The sequence below is a fragment of the Martinezella sp. CNPSo 3890 genome (assembly GCF_057784455.1).
This window is the reverse complement of record NZ_JBXSOR010000004.1, coordinates 267,340-288,367: the sequence shown is the minus strand read 5'-3', so window position 1 is coordinate 288,367 and position 21,028 is coordinate 267,340. Positions and strand designations below refer to the sequence as shown.

General features: G+C 59.5%; 17 protein-coding genes. 9 read left to right on the top strand and 8 right to left on the bottom strand.

All coding sequences use genetic code 11. From position 1 onward, the window contains the following. Window positions 1-49 precede the first annotated feature (49 nt). The 4 genes from AC13RC_RS14070 (at window position 50) to AC13RC_RS14055 (ending at window position 1,975) form a co-directional block, all read left to right on the top strand. Window positions 50-526 (top strand): cyclic nucleotide-binding domain-containing protein, encoded by a 477-nt coding sequence (locus tag AC13RC_RS14070; RefSeq protein WP_069610301.1) that lies wholly within the window; start codon window positions 50-52, stop codon window positions 524-526. Window positions 527-578: 52 nt separating this feature from the next. Continuing rightward, window positions 579-812, top strand: coding sequence for a hypothetical protein (locus AC13RC_RS14065; RefSeq protein ID WP_488557487.1), 234 nt, complete (start codon window positions 579-581; stop codon window positions 810-812). Between the two features lie 546 nt (window positions 813-1,358). Then, on the top strand, window positions 1,359-1,610 hold the full coding sequence (locus tag AC13RC_RS14060; protein WP_112723358.1) for a ribbon-helix-helix domain-containing protein: 252 nt from the start codon (window positions 1,359-1,361) through the stop codon (window positions 1,608-1,610). A 2-nt stretch (window positions 1,611-1,612) separates the two neighbouring features. After that, on the top strand, window positions 1,613-1,975 hold the full coding sequence (locus AC13RC_RS14055; protein ID WP_113329609.1) for a type II toxin-antitoxin system RelE/ParE family toxin: 363 nt from the start codon (window positions 1,613-1,615) through the stop codon (window positions 1,973-1,975). Window positions 1,976-2,004: 29 nt separating this feature from the next. On the opposite strand, the gene AC13RC_RS14050 is transcribed toward AC13RC_RS14055, so the two are convergent. From AC13RC_RS14050 to melA (AC13RC_RS14020), 7 genes are all read right to left on the bottom strand, one after another. After that, window positions 2,005-3,147, bottom strand: a complete 1,143-nt coding sequence (locus AC13RC_RS14050; RefSeq protein WP_488557486.1) for a fumarylacetoacetate hydrolase family protein — start codon at window positions 3,145-3,147, stop codon at window positions 2,005-2,007. 178 nt (window positions 3,148-3,325) lie between these two features. Then, window positions 3,326-4,696: an alpha-galactosidase gene (gene melA, locus AC13RC_RS14045; RefSeq protein WP_488557485.1), complete on the bottom strand. Its 1,371-nt coding sequence runs from the start codon at window positions 4,694-4,696 to the stop codon at window positions 3,326-3,328. A gap of 19 nt (window positions 4,697-4,715) precedes the next feature. Beyond that, window positions 4,716-6,386: an ABC transporter ATP-binding protein gene (locus AC13RC_RS14040; RefSeq protein WP_488557484.1), complete on the bottom strand. Its 1,671-nt coding sequence runs from the start codon at window positions 6,384-6,386 to the stop codon at window positions 4,716-4,718. Window positions 6,387-6,399: 13 nt separating this feature from the next. After that, on the bottom strand, window positions 6,400-7,527 hold the full coding sequence (locus AC13RC_RS14035; protein WP_113350620.1) for an ABC transporter permease: 1,128 nt from the start codon (window positions 7,525-7,527) through the stop codon (window positions 6,400-6,402). Then, the gene (locus tag AC13RC_RS14030) at window positions 7,527-8,537 is read right to left on the bottom strand and encodes an ABC transporter permease (RefSeq protein WP_488557483.1); all 1,011 of its coding nucleotides are present in this window, start codon (window positions 8,535-8,537) and stop codon (window positions 7,527-7,529) included. The genes AC13RC_RS14035 and AC13RC_RS14030 overlap by 1 nt, the downstream gene beginning before the upstream one ends. Window positions 8,538-8,691: 154 nt before the next feature. Further along, the gene (locus AC13RC_RS14025) at window positions 8,692-10,779 is read right to left on the bottom strand and encodes an ABC transporter substrate-binding protein (protein WP_488557482.1); all 2,088 of its coding nucleotides are present in this window, start codon (window positions 10,777-10,779) and stop codon (window positions 8,692-8,694) included. 135 nt (window positions 10,780-10,914) lie between these two features. Then, window positions 10,915-12,381: an alpha-glucosidase/alpha-galactosidase gene (gene melA / locus AC13RC_RS14020; protein ID WP_183808921.1), complete on the bottom strand. Its 1,467-nt coding sequence runs from the start codon at window positions 12,379-12,381 to the stop codon at window positions 10,915-10,917. 210 nt (window positions 12,382-12,591) lie between these two features. Between melA (AC13RC_RS14020) and AC13RC_RS14015 the strand changes: the two genes are divergently transcribed. After that, a complete protein-coding gene (locus tag AC13RC_RS14015) occupies window positions 12,592-13,494 on the top strand; it encodes an AraC family transcriptional regulator (protein ID WP_113350615.1) in 903 nt (300 codons plus the stop codon). Window positions 13,495-13,691: 197 nt separating this feature from the next. Continuing rightward, window positions 13,692-15,935: a glycoside hydrolase family 2 protein gene (locus AC13RC_RS14010; protein WP_488557481.1), complete on the top strand. Its 2,244-nt coding sequence runs from the start codon at window positions 13,692-13,694 to the stop codon at window positions 15,933-15,935. A 21-nt stretch (window positions 15,936-15,956) separates the two neighbouring features. On the opposite strand, the gene AC13RC_RS14005 is transcribed toward AC13RC_RS14010, so the two are convergent. Further along, window positions 15,957-16,868 (bottom strand): GntR family transcriptional regulator, encoded by a 912-nt coding sequence (locus tag AC13RC_RS14005; RefSeq protein WP_113329619.1) that lies wholly within the window; start codon window positions 16,866-16,868, stop codon window positions 15,957-15,959. Window positions 16,869-17,185: 317 nt separating this feature from the next. Between AC13RC_RS14005 and AC13RC_RS14000 the strand changes: the two genes are divergently transcribed. The 3 genes from AC13RC_RS14000 (at window position 17,186) to AC13RC_RS13990 (ending at window position 21,019) form a co-directional block, all read left to right on the top strand. Beyond that, a complete protein-coding gene (locus AC13RC_RS14000; RefSeq protein ID WP_488557480.1) occupies window positions 17,186-18,205 on the top strand; it encodes an aldo/keto reductase in 1,020 nt (339 codons plus the stop codon). 178 nt (window positions 18,206-18,383) lie between these two features. Further along, on the top strand, window positions 18,384-19,373 hold the full coding sequence (locus AC13RC_RS13995; RefSeq protein ID WP_069610312.1) for an ABC transporter substrate-binding protein: 990 nt from the start codon (window positions 18,384-18,386) through the stop codon (window positions 19,371-19,373). A gap of 95 nt (window positions 19,374-19,468) precedes the next feature. Continuing rightward, on the top strand, window positions 19,469-21,019 hold the full coding sequence (locus AC13RC_RS13990) for a sugar ABC transporter ATP-binding protein (RefSeq protein ID WP_488557479.1): 1,551 nt from the start codon (window positions 19,469-19,471) through the stop codon (window positions 21,017-21,019). Window positions 21,020-21,028: the final 9 nt, after the last annotated feature.

The window sequence follows — 21,028 nt, the reverse complement described above, 5'->3', positions numbered from 1 at the left end:
CTATCTCGACAGTGGCGTCTGGGGCCGAACACTGGGGGTACCGAAGCTCATGCTTCTGAAGGACGAAGTTGAAATGCTGAAGCGGGTGCCGATTTTTTCGCGCATTGCACCCGCAAAATTGAAACTCTTGGCGTTTACGTCCGATCGGGTCAGCTACAATGCTGGCCAAACCCTGTTTCATCAGGGCGATCAAGGTGATGCGGCCTATGTTGTTCTTTCAGGAACTGCTGATATTCTCGTCGATAGCCCAGCCGGCGAGATCAAGGTTGCCGAAGTCGACCTCAATTCCATCGTTGGCGAAATTGCCATCCTCTGCGATGTCTCCCGTACAGCCACGGTGAAAGCGACTTCCAGGCTGGAAGCCTTGAAGATCAGCAAGGAGCATTTCCTGAAGCTGCTTAGCGATTTCCCGGAGATGGCCGTCGAGATCATGCGCGTGCTGGCCGATCGCCTGAACCATACAACCTCGGAACTGACCGCTGTGCGCAGCCGCCTCGACCAGCCGCAGTCGATGTCCACTCATTGAGATTGAGGGAGCCGGTGCTCGTGCTTTTGAGAGGCGGGCGTCCCATTTCAATATGGCAAACTCAATTCCGAAATATGCGCGGCCCGAATATGAACGCCGATTTCTCCTCAGCGACATTCCAGATCTTTCCGGTCTAGCATCCCGGCTGATCGAAGATCTTTATCTCGACGGCACCCGGCTGCGCCTGCGCAAGATCATCTGCGAGAATGGAGACGAGCAATACAAGCTCTGCAAGAAGTACCCCGGCCCGAGCGCCAATCCCTCGCAATCGTCAATATCTATCTGACATCGCAGGAATATGATCTTCTTTCAGCGTTGAACGGCAAAGGCATTCGGAAGAGGCGGTACAATATCGCCTCGTCTGCGCTTTGCCTCGATGTTTTCGAAGGTCAGCTTGTCGGCCTGGTTCTATGCGAAATCGAGGCGGAATCCGTCGCCTTGCTCGAAGCGCATGCATTGCCTCACTGGATTGGACGCGACGTTTCAGACGATCCGTTTTTCACCGGTGGCAATCTTGCTTCTATCGATGCTGCGCAACTCTCGGCGAGACTGGTGTCGCTCGGATCTTGCGCTTAGTCGTCAACGATCTCGCAGGCAATGAAGAAGCCCCACTGTAGGCAGCGCGATCCAATCAAGCCAATCGGAGGGAGGTGCGGCGTTGCGTCGTCCTTTTTCGCGAGGGGGTTTTTCTGCCGCCTCGTCGGCTCCGACGGCAAGGTTGCTGGTGGCCCGGACAGTCGTCGCGATGATGCGGCGCGCTCTTACCTGTGAAGAATATTGACAATATATGCTACGAACTCCACAATTGAGGTGGAATGGAAGGATAGTTCCGATGGCGTCGGGTAGCATTCATGTGAAGGTCAGCGGTGCGCTGCAAGACCACATTCAGCAGCAGATCGGCGACACTGGTCTTTATGAGAACGCCAGCGAATACATTCGCGCCTTGATACGTCGCGACCTTCAAACCCGTAATGAGGCGTGGGATGCGCTGCAAAAGGAGCTTGCACCGGCCATGCGCGCGGATGACAGCGAGTTTATCGCAGTTTCCGCCGAAGATGTCATTCGCCGCAATACGCGTCGCTGATCATGGTGGTGTATCGCTTTTATCCGCGCGCGGATGCGGCGCAGGACAAGATTTGGCGGGATACAGTTGAGACATGGGGAGAGAAGCAGGCGGTGACGTATATCACCGGCTTGCATACCCATTTGCAGCGGCTATGCGAGGAAAGGGCGATATGGCGCAAGCTTCCGCAGCGTCTTGCAGTTCCCGCCGACGTGAAACACGAGGCGTATTTCAGTCGCTACGAGCATCATTATGTCTTCTTCCGGGAGCTCGATAACGGCGATCTTGGCGTGATGAGTATTTTGCATGAGCGCATGGACCTGCCCGTGCGCCTTGCCGAGGATCTGGCGGCGCTTTCCGGGAGAGCGGGATCTTTCAAGGCATAGGGTCGTGTGGCCAATTCGCCTTTGAAGTCTCAGATCAATCCCCGCCGGGCCAGATTGCGCATCAGATGCGAGGCGCCGAAGGTCCAGGGCGGGCATTCGGTCGACAAAAGCACGCGGTTGCGCAGCGAACCGAGCTTGTCGTTAGAAATGGTGACGATGTCGCCGACCTTGTGGGTGAAGCCTTGGCCGGGCGTGTCGCGATCCTCGACGGGGGCAAATAGTGTTCCCATGAACAGCACGAAGCCGTCGGGATATTGATGATGGCGGCCGATGGTCTGGGAGACGAGATCGAGCGGATCGCGGCTGATTTCCTTCATCGACGAGCGGCCGTGCAGCACATAACCGTCCTCACCTTCGACTTTGAGGTCGAGATCGGCGTTGCGCACGTCATCAAGATTATAGGTCTCGTCGAACAGACGGATGAACGGCCCGATCGAGCAGGAGGCGTTGTTGTCCTTGGCCTTGCCAAGGAGTAGGGCGGATCGGCCTTCCACGTCGCGCAGGTTGACGTCGTTGCCGAGGGTGGCGCCCTTGACCCGGCCCTGGCTGTCGACCGCCAGCACGATTTCCGGCTCGGGATTGTTCCACTTGGAGATCGGATGCAGGCCGACATCGGCGCCTTGTCCCACAGACGACATTATCTGCGATTTGGAAAAGACTTCCGCGTCCGGTCCGATGCCCACTTCGAGATATTGCGACCAGACACCTTCCTCAATCAACGCCGCCTTGACCTTGGCCGCTTCCGCTGAACCGGCCTTCAAATTGCGCAGACTGTCGCCGATCAGTGCGGTCACCTTGCCGCGGATCGCTTCGGCTAGGTCCGGATTACCGGCTGCGCGCTCCTCGATAACGCGCTCCAGCATCGAGCGGGCAAAGGTGACGCCACAGGCCTTGATCGCCTGCAGGTCGATGGGGGCGAGAAGGTGGATGGCCGAGTGGTCGGCCTTGGCGGCCAGCAGATCATCGAGTTTGGCGATGGCTTCGCCTTTCTGCGTGCGAATGAAAGCCACCGGATCATCTTTTTCCAGAAGGTCGCGCATGGTCGGCGCTTCCTTCGAGGTGATGTCATAGAGCGTGCCGTCGCGAAGGGTGACGAGAGCGGGGCCTTGCACATCCGGGCGCCAGATGCGGCCGACGAATGTTCCGGTGGTGAATGTGTTCGAGCTGGCCATGTCGTTCGTCTCCTCCAAACTGCGAGCGTTTCTAGCGCAGTCGATCCCACTTTGCCATCTGTTATGACGGCATCATTCGCTGCATTTTGGATTTTTATCTTTTCCTGGAAGCTAAAAATGTAAGGCCCCGCGGCGCCACCGCGAGGCCTTTTGGGCCGCAAGCCGGGAGAGAGTGGCTTTACGCGGCCTGAACCTTGCGATTGCCGCGCGCCCATTCCGGCAGCCAGTCGCCATGGGCAGTCAACAGCTCGTCGACCAGCGACCAGATTTGGTCGAGATCGAGTTCGGCTGCCGTGTGCGGATCCATCATGGCGGCATGGTAGATGTGCTCGCGATTTTCGGTCATCAGAGCTTTCACGGTCAGCTCCTGCACGTTGATGTTCGTGCGGATGAGCGCCGTCAGCTGCGGCGGCAGATCGCCGACATAGGTCGGCTGGATGCCGGAGGCATCGACGAGGCAGGCGACTTCCGCCGCGCAATTATAAGGCAGCGAGGTGATGCAGCCATTGTTGCGGACATTGCCGTAGATGACGGAAGGTTCGCCGGTCCAGACCGAATTGATGATCGAGGAAGCATATTCCTTCGACTGCTTGACCTCGATCTTTTCCGCCGTGCGATATTCCTCGGCCTGGTTCTTCCAGCGCGCCACCTGCTCGATGCAGCGTTTCGGATATTCGTCGAGCGGAATGCCGAACTTCTCGATTAGATCCTCGCGGCCCTCCTTGATGAAGTAGGGGGTGTATTCGGCGAAATGCTCGGAGCTTTCGGTGACGAAATAGCCGAGGCGGGTCAGCATTTCATAGCGCACCTTGTTCGGGCAGCGCGGGTTCCAGCCGGGCTTCGGCGCGCGTCCTTCGCGATAGGCGCGAACGAGATCCGGATAGAGATTACGATAGGAACCATCCGGCTGACGATGCTCGAATTCGAGATAGAAGGCCATGTGGTTGATGCCGGCCGAGCGGTAGCGGATCTCGTTGTAGGGAATGTCGAGATCGTGCGCCAGCTCCATGGCCGTGCCCTGCACCGAATGGCAAAGACCGACCTGCTTGATCGTTGGGTACTTCTCCCCGATCGCCCAGGTATTGATGGCCATCGGGTTCACATATTGCAGCATGATCGCGTTCGGGCAGACGGCGAGCATGTCTTCGCAAATCTTCCAGAGATGCGGAACCGTGCGCAGGCCGCGCATGATGCCGCCGACGCCGAGCGTGTCGGCGATCGTCTGACGCAGGCCATATTTCTTCGGCACTTCGAAATCGGTAACAGTGCAGGGCTCGTAGCCGCCGATCTGAAAAGCGACGACGACGAAATGCGCACCGTCGAGCGCCTTGCGCTGATCGGTAAAGGTTTCGACCGTCGTGGAGGTGCCCAGCGTTGAGGCCAGCTTACGGGCAACAATGGCGCTTTCGTCCAGCCGCTGCGGATTGATGTCCATCAGCGCGATCCTGGCGTCGGCAAGGGCGGGCCGCTGCAAGACGTCGCCGATGATATTCTTCATGAAGACGGTCGAGCCGGCGCCGATGAAGGTGATCTTGGGAGTACCTGTCATGTCAAAATCTCCTGGGATGCTACGAAGCTACTTCGAACGCCGCTCTGACAAGGCGTTCTGTGTAAGCGGTCTTGGGATGGGATAGAACCTCTTCGACCGGTCCTTGCTCCATGATCTTGCCATGCTGCATGACGATGACGCGATGGCAAAGGGCGCGGACGACCTTGAGGTCGTGGGAAATGAAAAGGTAGCTCAGGCCTTTTTCATCCTGCAGCTTGCGCAGGAGGTCGATGATCTGGGCTTGAACGGAAAGGTCGAGTGCGGAGGTCGGCTCGTCGAGCAGAATGAATTCCGGCTCAAGCGCGATGGCGCGGGCAATGGCGATACGCTGGCGCTGGCCGCCGGAAAATTCATGCGGGAAGCGCGAGAGAATGTTGGCCGGCATGCCGGCACTGACCAGTGCCTCCTTGACGCGCTCCAGGCGCTCCGCCTTGTTGGAACCGAGATTGTTGACAATCAGCCCCTCGCAAATGATCTGGCCGATGGTCATGCGCGGATTGAGCGACGAAAAAGGATCCTGAAAGACGATCTGCATGCGCGAGCGCAACGGCCGCATCTCGGCGCGAGAGCGGCCATGGATCGGCTGCCCGTCGAAGAAAATCTCGCCGCCATCGGCATCGATCAGCCGCAGCAGCGCCTGACCGAAGGTGGTCTTGCCTGAGCCGGATTCGCCGACAAGGCCGAGCGTCTCGTGGCGGCGCAGCTCGATATTGAGGCTGTTGACGGCGACGAGCTCGCGCATGTCGGGTTTGAAGAAGCTGCCGTGCCGCAGCATGAACGCCACCTTGACGGACTTGCCTTCGAGAATCGTGTCGCAGTTCGGCGGCAGCGGCTTTGCCTGTCCGCGTGGCTCCGAGGTCAGCAGGTGCTGCGTATAGGGATGTTGCGGGCGCGCAAAGAGCGCCTCCGTCGTATTGTGCTCGCGCATCTCGCCATGCTGCATCACATAGACGTAGTCGGAGAACTGTCGCACGACCGTCAGGTCGTGAGTGATCAGGATCACGGCCATGCCGCGCTGCTTTTGCAGGTTGCGGATGAGGTTCAGGATCTGCGCCTGCACCGTGACGTCGAGCGCTGTCGTCGGTTCGTCGGCAATCAGTACGTCCGGGTCGTTGGCGAGCGCCATGGCGATCATCACGCGCTGGCGCTGGCCACCGGAGAGCTGGTGCGGATATTGTTTCAGTCGCGCTTCCGGATCGGGAATCTGAACCTGCTTCAGGAGATCGAGCGCGCGCTTCTCCGCGTCGCGGCGGCTGACCTTGCGATGGACCCGTATCGCTTCGACGATCTGGCTGCCGATAGTGTAGATCGGATTGAGCGAGCTCATCGGCTCTTGGAAGATCATCGAGATGCGGTCGCCACGCAATTGCCGACGCGCCCGCTCCGAGAATTTCAGCACGTTCTTGCCGTCGTAATGAACGGCGGACTTGTCGGAGACGACGGCGCGTTTGGTCAGCAGGCCCATCACCGTGCGGGCGGTCACCGATTTTCCCGAGCCGGATTCACCGACGATGGCGATGGTTTCGCCGCGATAAAGCTGGAAGGTGATGTCTTTGACGGCATCGACCATGCCGTCCTCGACCTTGAACTTGACGGCAATATTGCGAGCGTCGATGACAGGTGCGGCTGTCTTGTTCGCAGCATCGAGCCGCCTGTCGGGAGCGAAGGAATTGACGAGTGCAAGAGCCATATCCGTTCTCCTCTCAATAGGGATCGATCGCGTCGCGTAGGCCGTCGCCAAGGGCGTTGAAGGCGAAGACGGTGACGAGAACGAAGGCGACGGGCGTCAGGATCCAGGGATAGGAGCCGATGACCGAATAGGTCGACGTATCCTGCAGCATCAGACCCCAGGAGATCAGCGGCGGTTTGACGGCAAAGCCGAGGAAGCCGAGGAAGGATTCCAGCAGCACGACGCTCGGGATTGCGAGCGTGACCGTCACGATGACGTGGCTCATGACGTTCGGGAAAATATGCTGCAGGATGATGCGCCGGTCGGTCGCGCCGACCGCCATGGCCGCCCGGACATAATCGATCCGCGCCAGAGCCAGCGTCTTGCCGCGCACCTCGCGCGACATCTGCGCCCAGCCGAGCGCCGACATGACGACGATGACGAAGGCGAGGAAGACATTGGTCGGAGCCGTCACAGGGATCAGCGAGGTCAGTGCCAGGTAGAGCGGCAGTTGCGGGAAAGCCAGTACCACTTCGACGAAACGCTGGATCCAGGCATCGAGCGTGCCGCCGAAATAGCCCGATATCATACCGACGGCAGTGCCGACGACGGTGACGATGGCAACCACCGTCAAGGCGATCATCAAGGAGATGCGCGAACCGTAAATGGCGCGCGACAGCACATCCCGGCCGAATTTGTCCGTGCCGAGGAAATGAACGGGGCCGCCGTCGGTGGCGCCGAAGAGATGCCGGTCACCGGGGATCAGGCCAAAGAGATGATAGGGGTCACCCTTGACGAAGAGACCAAGCAGGCGAGGGTGATCGTAATCCGGTCCAACGATCGGTTGGAACGTGACCGGATCGAGATCGCTGGTCTCAGCAAGTGCGTAGACCCGAGGTTGGAGGACGAAATTGCCGTCCTTGTCGTGAAAGCTGATGACCTGCGGCGGCGCGAAGCCGGTGTCGGTCGCCTTGGGGTCGAGCGGTGCGATGAATTCGGCGAAGATTGCCATCAGCAGCAGCAGGACGACGAGAGTAAGGCCGCCCATGCCGGTCCAGGAGCGCTTCAGGCGACGCCAGACCAGGGCGAGGTAGCTCTCATTGCCGCTCTTCTGCTTGATTTTTTCTTCGGGCGGCGGCGGGGAGTTGCTGAAGGCGAGCATCAGTGGATTCCTCCCTGTTGACGCACACGTGGATCGAGCAGGGCAAGCAACACGTCGGCGATGATATTGCCGACGATGAGGGTTGCCGAAAGCACCATCATGAAGGTTGCGGTCACGTAGACGTCGCCGACGGCCATCGAGCCGACGATCGCCGGCCCGACGGTCGGCAGCGTGAAGATGATCGCGGTCTCGATTTCGCCGGTCAGCATATAGGGCAGAACCACGCCCTGATACATGATCAGAGGATGCAGCGCATTCGGCACGGCATGGCGCATGACGACGGCGCCGCCGGAAAGGCCCTTAGCTCGCGCCGTTTCCACATATTGGGCATTCAGCGTATCGAGCAGATTGCCGCGCATGATGCGCATGTTGTAGGCGAGACCGCCGAACGTGGCGATCGCGACGACCGGCCAGACATGCTTGACGAGATCGACGAATTTGGCCCAGGACCAGGGCGCACCGCCATATTGCGGCGAGAAGAAGCTGCCGATCTCCGAGACGTTGAGCTGGAAGACGAGGAGATAGACGATGATCAGCGCCATCAGAAAGCGCGGCACCGTCATGCCGAGGAAGGAGATGCCGGCAAGCAGATTGTCGATCCAGCTATATTGCCGCGTTGCGGCCCAGATGCCGAAACCGATGCCGAGAATGGAAGCCAGGATGTGGCACACGAGCGCCAAGGCCAGTGTTCGCGGCAGGCGCTCGCCGACGACATCGGCCACCGGCTTGTTGTAGACCATGCTGTAGCCGAAATCGCCCTTGGTGACGATGCCACAGATCCAGTTGAAATACTGGACGATCATCGGCTTGTCCAAGCCATGTTCCTTGCGATAGGCCTGCGCCTGGGCATCGGCCTGTTCGAAGGACGCGCCGCCCTGGTTCATCAGTTGCGAGCGGATATAATCGGCATAATCGCCCGGCGGCGCCTGGATGATGGCAAACGTCACCACGCTCAGAATCAGGAGCACGGGAATGGCGGAGGCTATGCGAACGAGCAGGAATCGTAACATGGGACGGTTCGCTTCTCTTGATGCTGTCGACTGTCCCATTCTCCAGGAACGACATCGCCAGCGCTTCATTTAACCCGGCGATAGCTGATCGCTGGATGTTTCAGGTCCCATGGCAGCCTGCATCATACCGGCTGCCATGGGGTTGGTTGGAACCTTATTTGATCGGGCCGGCGCTGCCTGGGGCACCCGGCAGTTCCTCTGGGAACAGCTCGTATTTGCCCTGTTTGTCTGCCGCTACCCAGAGCCGCTCGCGGATGATCGAATCTTCTGCCCAGTTGAACAGGAAGATCGGCGTGCCCGGAGGAACGTTGGAGAAGCGCTTGTTGATGATGAGAGCGCCTGGATATTCGGTCAGGCCGATATTGTAGAGATGCCCGGTCGAGATCTTCTGGAACTGCTTCATCAAGGCCACGCGCTCGTCGTTATCTTTCGACGTGATGAACTTGTTGACGACATCGACCATGTCTTTTTCGAAGGGCATCAGGTCCAGCTGACCGCTTTCCGGGGCGCGGTGGTTCCAGCTGGTGCGGGGGCCGACCGGTGCAAGCTGTTCGGTATTCTGCACGACCGAGGCAAGCTCGGTGCTGTTGCGGCGGACCATCCAGTCGAAACGGCCGCTATAATTGGCATCGTCGCGCTTCGGACCAACGAGCGAGTTTATGATCACTCGAAGCCCGAGTTTTTCCATCTGGCTGACGATGCCCTCGGCAAGGCTCTTGTCGGTGGTGTAGTCGCTGCTGACCAGAAGCGTGATCTCGACATCCTTGCCGCCGTTGACGCCGGCCGGGAAGTTGACGATGCCGTCGCCGTCCGTGTCCTTCAGGCCCGCTTTTGCAAGCTCGGCCTTTGCCGCCGCGAGATCGAACGGGTAATAAACCGTGGAATTGCGATCATAGAAGCTGCTGCCGGAGGATAGGCCGCCCGGATAGATCGCGGTGAACGGTCCCTTGACCAGCGACTCGCCGAGCGCCTTGCGATCGAGCGCCATAGTGACGGCCTTGCGGAAATCCTCGTTGCGGTTCAACTCGCGCACCGCTTGTGCACGTTCGTCCGGACTGCCCCAGCCATTGGCGGAGAAATTCATCTGCAAATTATAGCCGATGAGGCGGGGACCGAAGGCGAGACGGGCAGGAGCATCGGGCTGTGCGGCGCGCTTCAGAGAGGCGACGAAGTTTTCCGGCTGCTCGAGGTTCGACAGGTCGCCAGAGCCGGCAACTGCCTGTACGTCACGGTCTGCCCAGGTCGAGAGCTTGTAATGCAGCTCGTTGAGGTAAGGCAGTTGGTTGCCCTTTTCGTCGACCTTCCAGTAATAGGGATTGCGGCGCATGACGATGATATCGTCGGAACGGTATTCGACCGGGACCCAGGCACCCATGACCGGCATGTTCATATATTCCGGCGGGAAGGCGTTCTTGAACTGGTCGTAGGTGTTCTTGGAATATTTCGGGTGCTGAGGCTTCAAAAGATGCGACGGGCCTGGGCAGAAATTGGGATAGGCCATCGTGTAGAGATATTGTTTCGGGAAGGCGTCCTTGAAGGTCCATTCGATTGTGTAATCGTCGATCTTCTTGAGAGTTGTTCCTTCGCCGAAAGCTTCCGGAGATGCACCGCCGCCAAGCGGCGAGACATTCGGATCGATGACCTCGTCATCCCAGTAGAACATGATGTCATCGGCGTTGAAGGGCGCGCCGTCGGACCATTTTGCACCTTCGATCAGGTGCATGGTGAGCTTATGGCCGTCCGGCGACCATTCCCAGCTCTTGGCGAGGTTCGGCAGCGGTTCGGTGTCCTTGGCTTCCACCTGGAAGAGGGGAGCCGTGCGCGTCAGGCACTCCGAAAGGCCGATGTCGATGCCGCCCCAGCCCTGCGTCTGGCCGGCGCCGTAGTTCCAGCCTTCCGGCCGGCCGCCGATGACATGGCGCAGCGTGTCGCCATAGACACCGATGCCGTCGGGCATGTTGCCGGTTTTGAACACGAGCGGCTCTTTCGGTAGGCGATCCTTGACGGGCGGCAGTTTGCCGGTCTTGACGAACTTCTCCGTCACCCAGGCAGGCTCGTGATATTCCGGCAGCGCCTTGAATTCCAGAATGGAGTTGCGCTCGACATATTTGATTTTTCCTTCCGCCGGAAAAACCGGTGGAACGGGCGGCACAGTCGGGTCGGCCGCATGGGCGCTGATCGCGATTGCGGATGTGGCAATCGTCAACGCAGCCAAAAGGCCGATCGGTCGAAAATGTCTCATCTTTTCTCTCTCCCTAAATCGCGAGCGTTCCGTTCGAGACCTCGCGTTCCTCCTTTGAAACGAAAGATGGCTGGTTGAAGCGGGACATCCCCTTAAGATCCCGCTTCAACCTCCACCTTCCGGCCTGCCTGCTCGTCAGCCAGCCTGTTTCAAGGCTGCTTTCTCTGCGCGCAACTCCTCGATCGAGCGAACGTTGCGGCTCGCCGCGCCCTTCCAGTCGCGTGTCTTGACCTTGCCGCGCGACAGGCGCTCCTTCGCCTCGTCCACAGCATGCGCATATTGCGGCAGCCAGCGCGCTTCCGCGACGACCATTTCGTCGACCATCTGCCAGACCTCTTCCGGCGTGGCGACGGCGCCCACCAGCGGGTCGTGCAATACGGCGAGTTTCAATAGATCGATGTCGCCGCTAATGGCGGCATGGACCGACATGCGCTGCACGTTGATCGAGGAGATGCAGGTGGCGGCGCATGCCTCTGGCAATGTGATACCCGCCACCATGTTGATGCCGAAGCGGTCGACGAAGCCTGGGGATTCAATGATCGCGTCGCTTGGCAAATTGGTGATGACGCCATTGTTCTTGACGTTGAAATGGCCGCGATAGACGCGGTTGGTTTCCAACGCTTCGAGAATATGGCTGGCGTGCTCGTTGGAGCGGCGTGCGGGATCGATCGGCTGCGACGCGCTGTCGAGGATCTGCTGGAATTCCGTCTCGAACCAGTTGCGCGTCTCGGTGGAGTGGCGAAGATAGCCGCCGGTCTCGCCATGGATCCAGTCCGACATGTCGATCCATTTGTTGATCTCGTCGGGGCGCTTGCGGTACCAGGGCAGGTATTCCGACAGGTGACCGTTGCTCTCGGTCGAATAGACGCCGAAACGCTTGAGGACATCGATGCGCAGCTTTTCCTGCTGCGAATAGACCGGATGCGCCTCGAAGGCGGCGATCAGCTCGTCCCTGCCGATCTTGCGGCCGTTGAGGCGCAGGTCGACGAACCAGGTCTGGTGGTTGATACCGGAGCAGATATAGTCGAGTTCGCGCTTGTCCTTGGCGCCGAGCACTTCGGCAATCTGTTCGGCGCCGTGCTGGACGCCGTGGCAGAGGCCGATCGTGTCGACTTTGCCGTATTCGATGGCCGCCCAGGTGTTCATCGCCATCGGGTTGGCATAGTTCAGGAATTTGGCGCCGCTCTCGGCGACCTCGCGGATATCCTTGCAGAAATCGAGAATGACCGGAATGTTGCGCTGGCCGTAGAGAATGCCGCCGGCGCAGATCGTATCGCCGACGCATTGGTCGATGCCGTATTTCAGCGGGATGCGGATATCCTCGGCGTAAGCCTCCAAACCACCGACCCGCACGCAGCTGATGACATAGCGTGCGCCTTCCAGCGCCTTGCGGCGATCCGTGCTGGCGGTGACGCGTGTCGGCAGCTTGTTGGCTTCAACGATCCGGTCGAGGATCGCCTTGATCATCGTCAGATTGTGCTCACTCACGTCGGTTAGCGCGAATTCGACGTCGCGGAATTCCGGCACGCAGAGAATGTCGGTGAACAGCTTTTTCGTGAAGCCGACGCTGCCGGCGCCGATAATAGCGATTTTGAAACTCATGATCCTCACCTTCAAGTCGATCGAACAAGCAGCGGCAGGGAAATCGACGGCATTTTCGTCCAGTGTCGTATCGGTTGCGGAACAGGCCGAAATCGAGATTTTTCCTCCGATCGCCGTTCCTCGCCGGCGAGCATGCGCTGTTTTCTGGCGGGATTATGCCTATAATCGCCGAGGCGAACAGAGAACTATTATGCTTTTGAGGGTAATTTTGTGCTGCAAGAATTGATCGACAACGGACAGGTCATGCGGACGGTTTCGCTGCCGCGCGGCCGCCACCGATTGCACGCCATGCCGACCAGTGCGGGATATGAAGTGCGCTATGACGAACCCTATGATTGGGACGGACGACGGCGCGGTCTGACACCGTTCACCGTGCTGCAGCACACGATCAGTGGCACCGGGCGCCTGCGCTATGAAAGCCGCAATTATCGTGTCAATGCCGGCGACACGCTCCTCGTTCTTGTGCCGCATAATCACCGCTATTGGCTGGAGAAGGGGGAACGCTGGGAGTATTTCTGGATTTCCATGAACGGCGAGGAAGCATTGCGCATCCATCGCCTGATACTCGCTGCCGCCGGTCCTGTGTTGAAGCTACAGCAGGCGACCATCGATCATCTTGCCGATTGCAGTCTTCGACTCGTCAAGGGCGCCACGACGCCGGCTTCGGCTTCGGCCATCGCCTATGAGGCGGCCATGGCGCTCTATGACGACGTCTTCGGCTCGCATGCCTTTGCCGCCGACCGATCCGTCATGCAGATCGTCATCGACTACATCAATGCCAATCTCGACAAGCCGCTGCCGGTCGAAGAGCTTGCGAAGGTGGGCGGCCTCAGCCGCGCGCATTTTTCGCGCGTTTTTGCCGAGAGCGAAGGCGTGCCACCCGCGGAATTCGTTTTACAGCAGCGCATGCAGCGCGCGGCGAAGCTGCTGACGAAGGCTGCCTTCATTCCGGTCAAGGAAGTCGCGATCATGTCGGGCTTCGACGATGCCAATTATTTCTCCAAGGTGTTTCGCCGCATCTACGGCATCAATCCGACGGAGTTCCGCACGACGGGCATGTATGCCGCGGTGCGCAGTCCAGTCGAGGAGACGAAGAATGCACGGAGCCGATAGAACCGTAATAGGTCGACGTTCTTGCTATCGCTTGCCTGTCTTGAAAATGGAAATCCGCCAACCCGTCGCATTGCGCAACGACGGCGAGCCTGTATAGATATCGCCCCGCGGCGTCCCGCCTGCCTCGCCGCGCGTCTGACTTCCCAGCAACATCTGTTCGTCATCCGATGCGACGGGCTTAATCGATAGGATTGAATATGCGTTCTGTTGTCGCCTTCAATGAATCCTGGACGTTTCATGAAGGGTTTTCGCCCGGAGATGCCGGCCGCCCGCAGGATGGACAGCAGGTCACTCTGCCGCATACGGCCGTCGAACTGCCCTTCAATTATTTCGACGAGAAATCCTATCAGCGCGCCTTCACCTATCAGAAAATCGTCAATTGGGATGAAAGCTTCGCAGGCCGTGAGGTATCGCTGATCTTCGATGCGGCCATGGCCGATGCCGTCGTCTATCTGAACGGCGAGGAAATCGTTGCCCACAAGGATGGCTACACGCCGTTCGAGGCGCGGCTGACTGGTCGCCTGCATAAGGGTGAGAACCTGATCACGGTCAAGATCGATGGCAGCGAGAATCCCGAGATCCCGCCTTTCGGCGGTCGGATCGACTATCTCACCTATGCCGGACTCTATCGCGATGTCTGGCTGAAGGTCGCTGCGCCCGTCTCGGTCGCCAACATCAAGATCGAGACGACAGATGTCCTTTCCGACCACAAATCCGCGACGGTGCGCTGCGACATCTCCAATCCGCAAAATCTCGCTTTCAAGGGTACGGTGACTGTTACTCTGCGCTCTGCCGACGGAGCAGCCATCGCTTCGGGTGAGGCTGACACATCAGGTGAAAGCATCAAGCTCAGCTTTAGCGGCCTTTCCGGTCTTGCGCTTTGGGAGCTCGACAACCCCGTCCTCTATTCGGCGGAAGTGGAGCTTGCGAGCGAGCACGGCGCGGACCGTCTTGCTGCGACTTTTGGCTTCCGTACCGCGAGCTTCACAGCGGAAGGCTTCCTGCTGAATGGCAAAAAGCTGAAGCTGCGCGGTCTCAATCGCCATCAGGCCTTCCCCTATGTCGGCTATGCGATGGGCCGTTCCGCCCAAGAGCGTGATGCCGAAATCATGAAGCGTACGCTGAAATGCAACATCGTACGCACTTCGCATTATCCGCAATCGAAGTGGTTCCTCGATCATTGCGACCGTATCGGCCTCTTGGTCTTCGAGGAAATCCCCGGTTGGCAGCATATCGGCGATAAGGAATGGCAGCAGGAATCGATCCGCAATGTGCGTCGGATGATCGAACGCGACTGGAACCATCCCTCGATCGTCATCTGGGGCGTGCGCATCAACGAATCCCAGGATTCTCACGATTTCTACGCCGAGACGAACCGCCTGGCACGCGAGCTCGATCCGACGCGCCAGACGGGCGGGGTGCGCTATATCACCGAGAGCGAAATGCTCGAGGACGTCTATACGATGAACGATTTCATCCTCGGCAACGAGGAACTGCCGGGTGCCAACCGGCCGCGCACGCCGCTGAGGCCGCAGCAGGAAAATACCGGTCTCTCCAAGGATGTGCCCTATCTGATTACCGAATTCGGCGGCCATATGTATCCGACGAAAATCTACGATCAGGAGCAGCGCCAGGCCGAGCATGTGCGCCGGCATCTGGAAGTCCTGAATGCCGCCTATGGTGATCCGTCGATATCGGGCGCCATCGGCTGGTGCATGTTCGACTACAACACCCATAGCGATTTCGGCTCGGGTGACCGCATCTGCTACCACGGCGTCATGGACATGTTCCGCGAGCCGAAATTCGCCGCTTATGTCTACGCCAGCCAGTGCGAGCCCGCCGAAGAGATCGTCATGAAGCCGGTAACGATCTGGGCGCGGGGCGAGCGCAACATCGGCGGCGCGCTGCCGCTGATCGTGCTGACGAACTGCGACGAGGTCGAACTGCGCTATGGGTCGCTGACCAAGCGTCTCGGCCCGGACCGGGAAACTTTCCCGCATTTGCCGCACCCGCCTGTCGTTTTCGATCATCGATCCTTCACACCGGACGAACTCGGCGTATGGGGGATGGAGTGGGAGGACGTGCATTTCGCCGGTTACATCAATGGCAAGCCGGTAGCGCAGCAACATATGGTCGCCAATCCGCTGCCGACCTCGCTGCAGGTGGAAGCCGATGCCGATACTCTGCGCGCGGGTGAGCGTGACACGGTGCGTGTCATCGTGCGTGCCCTCGATCAGGCCGGCTCGCGTCTGGCTTTTCTCAATGAAGCCATCACGGTCAAGATCGATGGCCCGGGCAAGGTCCTCGGACCGCAAACGGCGGCATTCCAGGGTGGAACCACGGGCTTCTGGCTGCAGGCGACGGGCAAGTCTGGGACGATCAACCTCGAAGTCTCGTCCCCGCGCTTTGCCAGCCAAAGCTTGAGTTTTACTGCGAGGTGAGCGAGCAGCCGGCTCTTGCCGTCAGGCGACCGAGCCGGCAATTTCGCCCGCACCCTGGGGGATCGACTGTAACAGCGTCTGCCGCGCCGAGGCGAGATGCCGGCGGCACGCGGCGTCGATCCTTCGCTGGTCGCGTGATTGCAGGGCCTCGATATAGTCGAGGTGTTCGGTCACGGCGCGGGCATTGCGCTCGCGGGCGAACGTCTTGTTCCACTGGTAGTGATAGTGAAAGATGATGGCGATTACGTCGTAGAAATCGGCGATGAAGCGGTTCCTTGAGGCGCGATGGATGAGAAGGTGAAACTTTTCATCGAGACGCGAGAAATCGCGGTAATGCGCGTCGAAATCCTCGAGCAGGGCGTGATGCTCCTGCTCGATCGCTTTCAGATCCTCCCAGGCGCGGTGATTGGCGGGCAGGCGGCCGAATTCGGCGGCGGAATGCAGCTCGAACATTTCGCGCACATCGGCGAGCTCAAGTGCAAATTCGCTGGTGAAGCCCTTGAGAATCCAGTGGCTGTTCGGTCGCTTTTCGATCAGCCCGAAGCGGCTGAAACGAATAAGAAATTCACGCACGACCGAGGTACCGGTGCCGATCTCGCGCGCCAGTTCCAGCTCGTTGATCTGCATGCCGGGCTGTGCTTCATCGGACATGATGCGCATCATGAAACTGCGTTCGATGATGTCATGGAGTGAATCGGTCTCTTCCTTCGGGAAGAAATCGTCCTCCGTCGGCCGGCGCAGAACCGTCTTCTGCCGCTTGTTCCAGAGAATGATGCCGGCGTCACTTAGACGCATGAGGATCGCGCGCGCCGTGCTGCGGCTGACGCCGAGTTCCGCAGCGATTTCCGGCTCGCTCGGCAGCTCGGTATCGGGCTTCAGGCGCGCCGCATAGCGATTATACGCTTCCTTGAAGAGCGTGTTTTGCCTTGCCATTTCCCCCTCGCGTGTCGTCGCCGCTCTTTACCGGCGGCGCTGTCTGAACCATGATCGAATGGCAGTCAATTGCAGGAGTGTTGACGGAGCGCACTGGCCACCTTCCTCCAAGGCGTCAGGCGATTGCTCGTTGACACCAAAATGTTTATTGTAGATAAAAAACAAAATCAATTGGTGGATGGACTATCGGGAGCTAACCGCCACCAATGACGAAGGAGGAATGGGAGCGGCCCGCTTGGATCGCTCCGATAGGGATACAAGAGCGCCGGAAATGCGCTCATGGGAAATTGCGCGACAGCCATCACAAGGGAGAGGTGATGCAAACAAGAACGATCGGCAGGACGGACCTCAAGGTCACGGAGATCAGCTTCGGCGCTGCGGCGCTGGGCGGCCTCTATCGTGCCTGTCCGCGCGACCAGGCAATGGCAACCCTCCAGGCCGCCTGGGACAGCGGTATTCGCTATTTCGACGCTGCGCCCTGGTATGGCTTTGGCCTTGGCGAACGCCGCGTTGGTGATTTTCTACGAGACCAGCCCGAGGACAGTTACGTGCTGTCGACCAAGGTCGGTCGTCTCATGCGCCCGGTGCCGACCGACAAGGTGCCGAATTACGGCTATGTCGATCCTCTGCCTTTCGATGCCGACTACGACTACTCGTATGATGGCATCATGCGCTCGGTCGAGTTCAGCTATGCCCGTCTCGGACTCAATCGCATCGATATTCTCTATGTCCACGATATCGGCAGCTATACGCACGGCAAAGCCCTGAACGAGCGTTACCTTGGGCAGCTCCTGGGGTCGGGATTGAAAGCTCTGGAGGAGCTGAAGTCGTCCGGCGCGATCAAGGCCTATGGTCTCGGCGTCAACGAAGTGCCGGTCTGCCTGGATGTGATGAACGCGGCCGATATCGACTGCATTCTGCTTGCAGGCCGCTATACCCTGCTGGATCGTTCCGCGGTTGCCGAGCTGCTGCCGCTTTGCGAGAAGAAGGAAACGTCGCTCATCGTGGGCGGCGTCTTTAACTCCGGTATTCTGGCGACTGGCCCCGTGCCTGGCGCGCATTTCGACTATCTGCCGGCGACGCCGGATATTCTGGCCAAGGTGGGGGCGATGGAGGAGATCGCCCGCAAGCACGGTGTACCGCTTGCCCAGCCGTCGCTTCAGTTCCCGCTGCGCAGCCCTTGCGTGGCGTCGGTACTGATCGGTACGGCGAAGCCGGAAAGTCTTGTCCGCAACATGCAGCTCGTGGAGCCAAGGCTTCCCGACAGTCTCTATGCGGAGTTCGAAGGTTTGACTGTGGTCGCGCCTCCATTGGGAGACGAGGCGGTCAGAGTCTAGCAGATTGGGAGCTATCGAGCCGTCGGGAGAGACGGCCTCGAAGAGGAGGAAAGCCTGTTTTGGCGTCGGTGGCCTTTCCGCCGCGCGATGCGTAATGCCGCAAGGCGTTGCGATACCGAGCCGTAAGCGTTCAGCGGCGGGTGTGCAGGAGAACAGAGCGCGTTGAGAGGAGAAGCAGATGAAAATTGCCAAGTCACTTCTATCCCGCCGCAGCTTTACCGGCCTTGCCGGCGCTGCCATCATAGCGATGGCGATGCCCGTGCAGTCCTTCGCGGCCGACGTGACCATTCCGATCATTGTCAAGGATACGACATCCTTCTACTGGCAGATCGTTCTTGCCGGCGCTCGTCAGGCGGGCAAGGATCTCGGTGTGAAGGTGCCGGAACTCGGCGCACAGTCGGAATCCGACATCAACGGTCAGATCAGCATTCTCGAAAACGCCGTTGCCGGTAAGCCGGCTGCTGTCGTCATTTCGCCGACCGAGTTCAAGGCGCTCGGCAAGCCCGTGGATGAAGCCGCCAAGTCCGTGCCGGTCGTCGGTATCGACTCTGCTGCCGATTCCAAGTCCTTCGTCTCGTTCCTGACGACCGACAACGTCCAGGGCGGCCGTATCGCTGCAGACGGTCTTGCGGCCGCAATCAAGGGCATGACCGGTAAGGAAGAGGGTGAGATCGCCATCATCACCAGCCTGCCGGGCGTCGGTTCTCTCGACCAGCGCCGTCAGGGCTTCCTGGAAGAGGTCAAGAACAAGTATCCGGGCCTGAAGGTCGTTGCCGACAAATATGCGGACGGTCAGGCCACGACCGGTCTCAACATCATGACGGACCTTATCACGGCCAATCCGAAGCTGGTCGGCGTCTTCGCCTCCAACCTGATCATGGCGCAGGGTGTGGGCCAAGCGATTGCTGAAAACAAGCTCGGCGACAAGATCAAGGTCATCGGCTTCGACAATGACGACAAGACGGTCGGCTTCCTGAAGTCGGGCGTTCTTGCCGGCCTCGTGGTGCAAGACCCCTACCGCATGGGTTATGACGGCATCAAAACGGCGCTCGCTGCTTCCAAGAAGGAAAAGGTCGAGGCCAATGTCGACACCGGCGCCAACCTCGTCACCAAGGCGAACATGAGCGATCCGAAGATCGACGCGCTGTTGAACCCGAAGGTCAAGTAAGGCTTGAGGCCGCGCCTGCACAAAGCGGGCGCGGCCTTTTCGTCTGGCCGCTTCTCCGAGGCGGTCGCGCGGCGATGCGAGAGGGAGGAGACCTCATGACGAGCCTTGAAGAAATCAGCCATCGGCACGACGATACCGTCAAGACGGAAGCAAACCGCATTCCGCCAGGCTCGCCCATCCTGGAACTCAAGGGCTTGCAGAAACGCTATGGCTTCGTCGAGGCGCTGAAGCCGGCGACCGTCACGTTTCTGGCTGGAGAGATTCATGCGATCGTCGGCGAAAATGGTGCGGGCAAGTCGACCCTCATCAAGCTCCTGACCGGCGTCATCACCAGGACGGCGGGCGAAATTTTCTGGTGTGGGCATCCGGTTGCGCTCGCAACGCCGAATGAGGCAATCGCCCGCGGCATCAATGCGGTGCATCAGGAAGTCGTGCTTTGCCCGCATCTGACCGTCGCTGCCAATCTTTTCCTTGGCGATGAAGTCAATCGTTTCGGCCTGATGCGCAAGAAGCAGATGGTGGCGATGGCGCAAACCGTGCTCGATGATCTCGGCTTCGGACTGCCGGCCGGCGAACTCCTGAGCTCGCTCACGATCGGCCAGCAGCAGCTCGTGGCAACGGCAAGAGCCGCGATGCGCGGCACCCAATTCCTGATTTTCGACGAGCCGACTGCCTATCTCACCCGCCAGGAATCGGCGCAATTGTTCAAGCTGATCCGTCGTCTGCAGGGCGAAGGCGTAACGATCGTCTATATCAGCCACCGAATGGAAGAGGTGTTCGAGCTGGCCGATCGCGTCTCGGTCTTGCGCGACGGCACGCATGTCGGCACCCGCACGATCGCCGAAACCAACGAGGACGAGCTGATCAAGCTGATGATCAATCGTTCCATCGAGCAGATCTACCACAAGGAGGAGATCCCGATCGGCGATACCATCCTCGATGCCCGCGGCCTTTCCGGCCCCGGCTTCGAGAATGTTTCGCTCAGCGTCCGTGCAGGCGAGATCGTCGGTCTTTACGGACTGATCGGTGCCGGCCGCAGCGAATTCGCGCTGGGTCTTTATGGTCGCCAACCGCTTTCTGCGGGCGAAATCTACTGGCAGGGACGCAAGGTCGACATCCGCAACGAGCGTGACGCGATGGAACTCGGTATTGCCCTAGCACCGGAGAGCCGACGCGATCAGGGCCTCTGCCTCAACCTGCCGATCGGGCTTAACATCAATCTCCCCGTGTTCCAGCGGCTGAGCAGCGGTCCGATCATCAATAACAAGAGCGAGGCGGCCAATGCCGACAAGCAGATCCGCGATCTCAGCATTAAGACACCGAGCCGGCGGGTTCTGGTTTCAGCCATGTCCGGCGGCAATCAGCAGAAAGTGGTCATCGGCAAATGGCTGAGCCACGGCGCCAAGCTCTTCATCTTCGATGAGCCGACAGTCGGCGTCGATGTCGGAACGAAGGCGGAGATCTATCGGCTATTTGCCAAGCTGCTGCGCGCCGGCGCCGGCATCATCGTCATTTCGTCCTATCTGCCCGAGGTTTACGAGCTCGCGGACCGCCTGCACGTCTTCCGCCACGGCCAGCTGGTTGCCAGCCATGATTTCCATGCCGCGACGCATGAGGAAGTCCTCGGCGAGGCGATCGGCGTCTGAACAATAATC

What these genes read in the sequence shown, in the direction of transcription:
- AC13RC_RS14055 (WP_113329609.1), top strand. Translation starts at nt 1,613, where the DNA reads ATGGTGGTGTATCGCTTTTATCCGCGCGCGGATGCGGCGCAGGACAAG.
- AC13RC_RS14010 (WP_488557481.1), top strand. Translation starts at nt 13,692, where the DNA reads ATGCGTTCTGTTGTCGCCTTCAATGAATCCTGGACGTTTCATGAAGGG.
- melA (WP_183808921.1), bottom strand. Translation starts at nt 12,381, where the DNA reads ATGAGTTTCAAAATCGCTATTATCGGCGCCGGCAGCGTCGGCTTCACG.
- AC13RC_RS14005 (WP_113329619.1), bottom strand. Translation starts at nt 16,868, where the DNA reads ATGGCAAGGCAAAACACGCTCTTCAAGGAAGCGTATAATCGCTATGCG.
- AC13RC_RS13995 (WP_069610312.1), top strand. Translation starts at nt 18,384, where the DNA reads ATGAAAATTGCCAAGTCACTTCTATCCCGCCGCAGCTTTACCGGCCTT.
- AC13RC_RS14060 (WP_112723358.1), top strand. Translation starts at nt 1,359, where the DNA reads ATGGCGTCGGGTAGCATTCATGTGAAGGTCAGCGGTGCGCTGCAAGAC.
- AC13RC_RS14040 (WP_488557484.1), bottom strand. Translation starts at nt 6,386, where the DNA reads ATGGCTCTTGCACTCGTCAATTCCTTCGCTCCCGACAGGCGGCTCGAT.
- AC13RC_RS13990 (WP_488557479.1), top strand. Translation starts at nt 19,469, where the DNA reads ATGACGAGCCTTGAAGAAATCAGCCATCGGCACGACGATACCGTCAAG.
- AC13RC_RS14065 (WP_488557487.1), top strand. Translation starts at nt 579, where the DNA reads ATGGCAAACTCAATTCCGAAATATGCGCGGCCCGAATATGAACGCCGA.
- AC13RC_RS14050 (WP_488557486.1), bottom strand. Translation starts at nt 3,147, where the DNA reads ATGGCCAGCTCGAACACATTCACCACCGGAACATTCGTCGGCCGCATC.
- AC13RC_RS14030 (WP_488557483.1), bottom strand. Translation starts at nt 8,537, where the DNA reads ATGTTACGATTCCTGCTCGTTCGCATAGCCTCCGCCATTCCCGTGCTC.
- AC13RC_RS14035 (WP_113350620.1), bottom strand. Translation starts at nt 7,527, where the DNA reads ATGCTCGCCTTCAGCAACTCCCCGCCGCCGCCCGAAGAAAAAATCAAG.
- AC13RC_RS14025 (WP_488557482.1), bottom strand. Translation starts at nt 10,779, where the DNA reads ATGAGACATTTTCGACCGATCGGCCTTTTGGCTGCGTTGACGATTGCC.
- AC13RC_RS14070 (WP_069610301.1), top strand. Translation starts at nt 50, where the DNA reads ATGCTTCTGAAGGACGAAGTTGAAATGCTGAAGCGGGTGCCGATTTTT.
- AC13RC_RS14000 (WP_488557480.1), top strand. Translation starts at nt 17,186, where the DNA reads ATGCAAACAAGAACGATCGGCAGGACGGACCTCAAGGTCACGGAGATC.
- melA (WP_488557485.1), bottom strand. Translation starts at nt 4,696, where the DNA reads ATGACAGGTACTCCCAAGATCACCTTCATCGGCGCCGGCTCGACCGTC.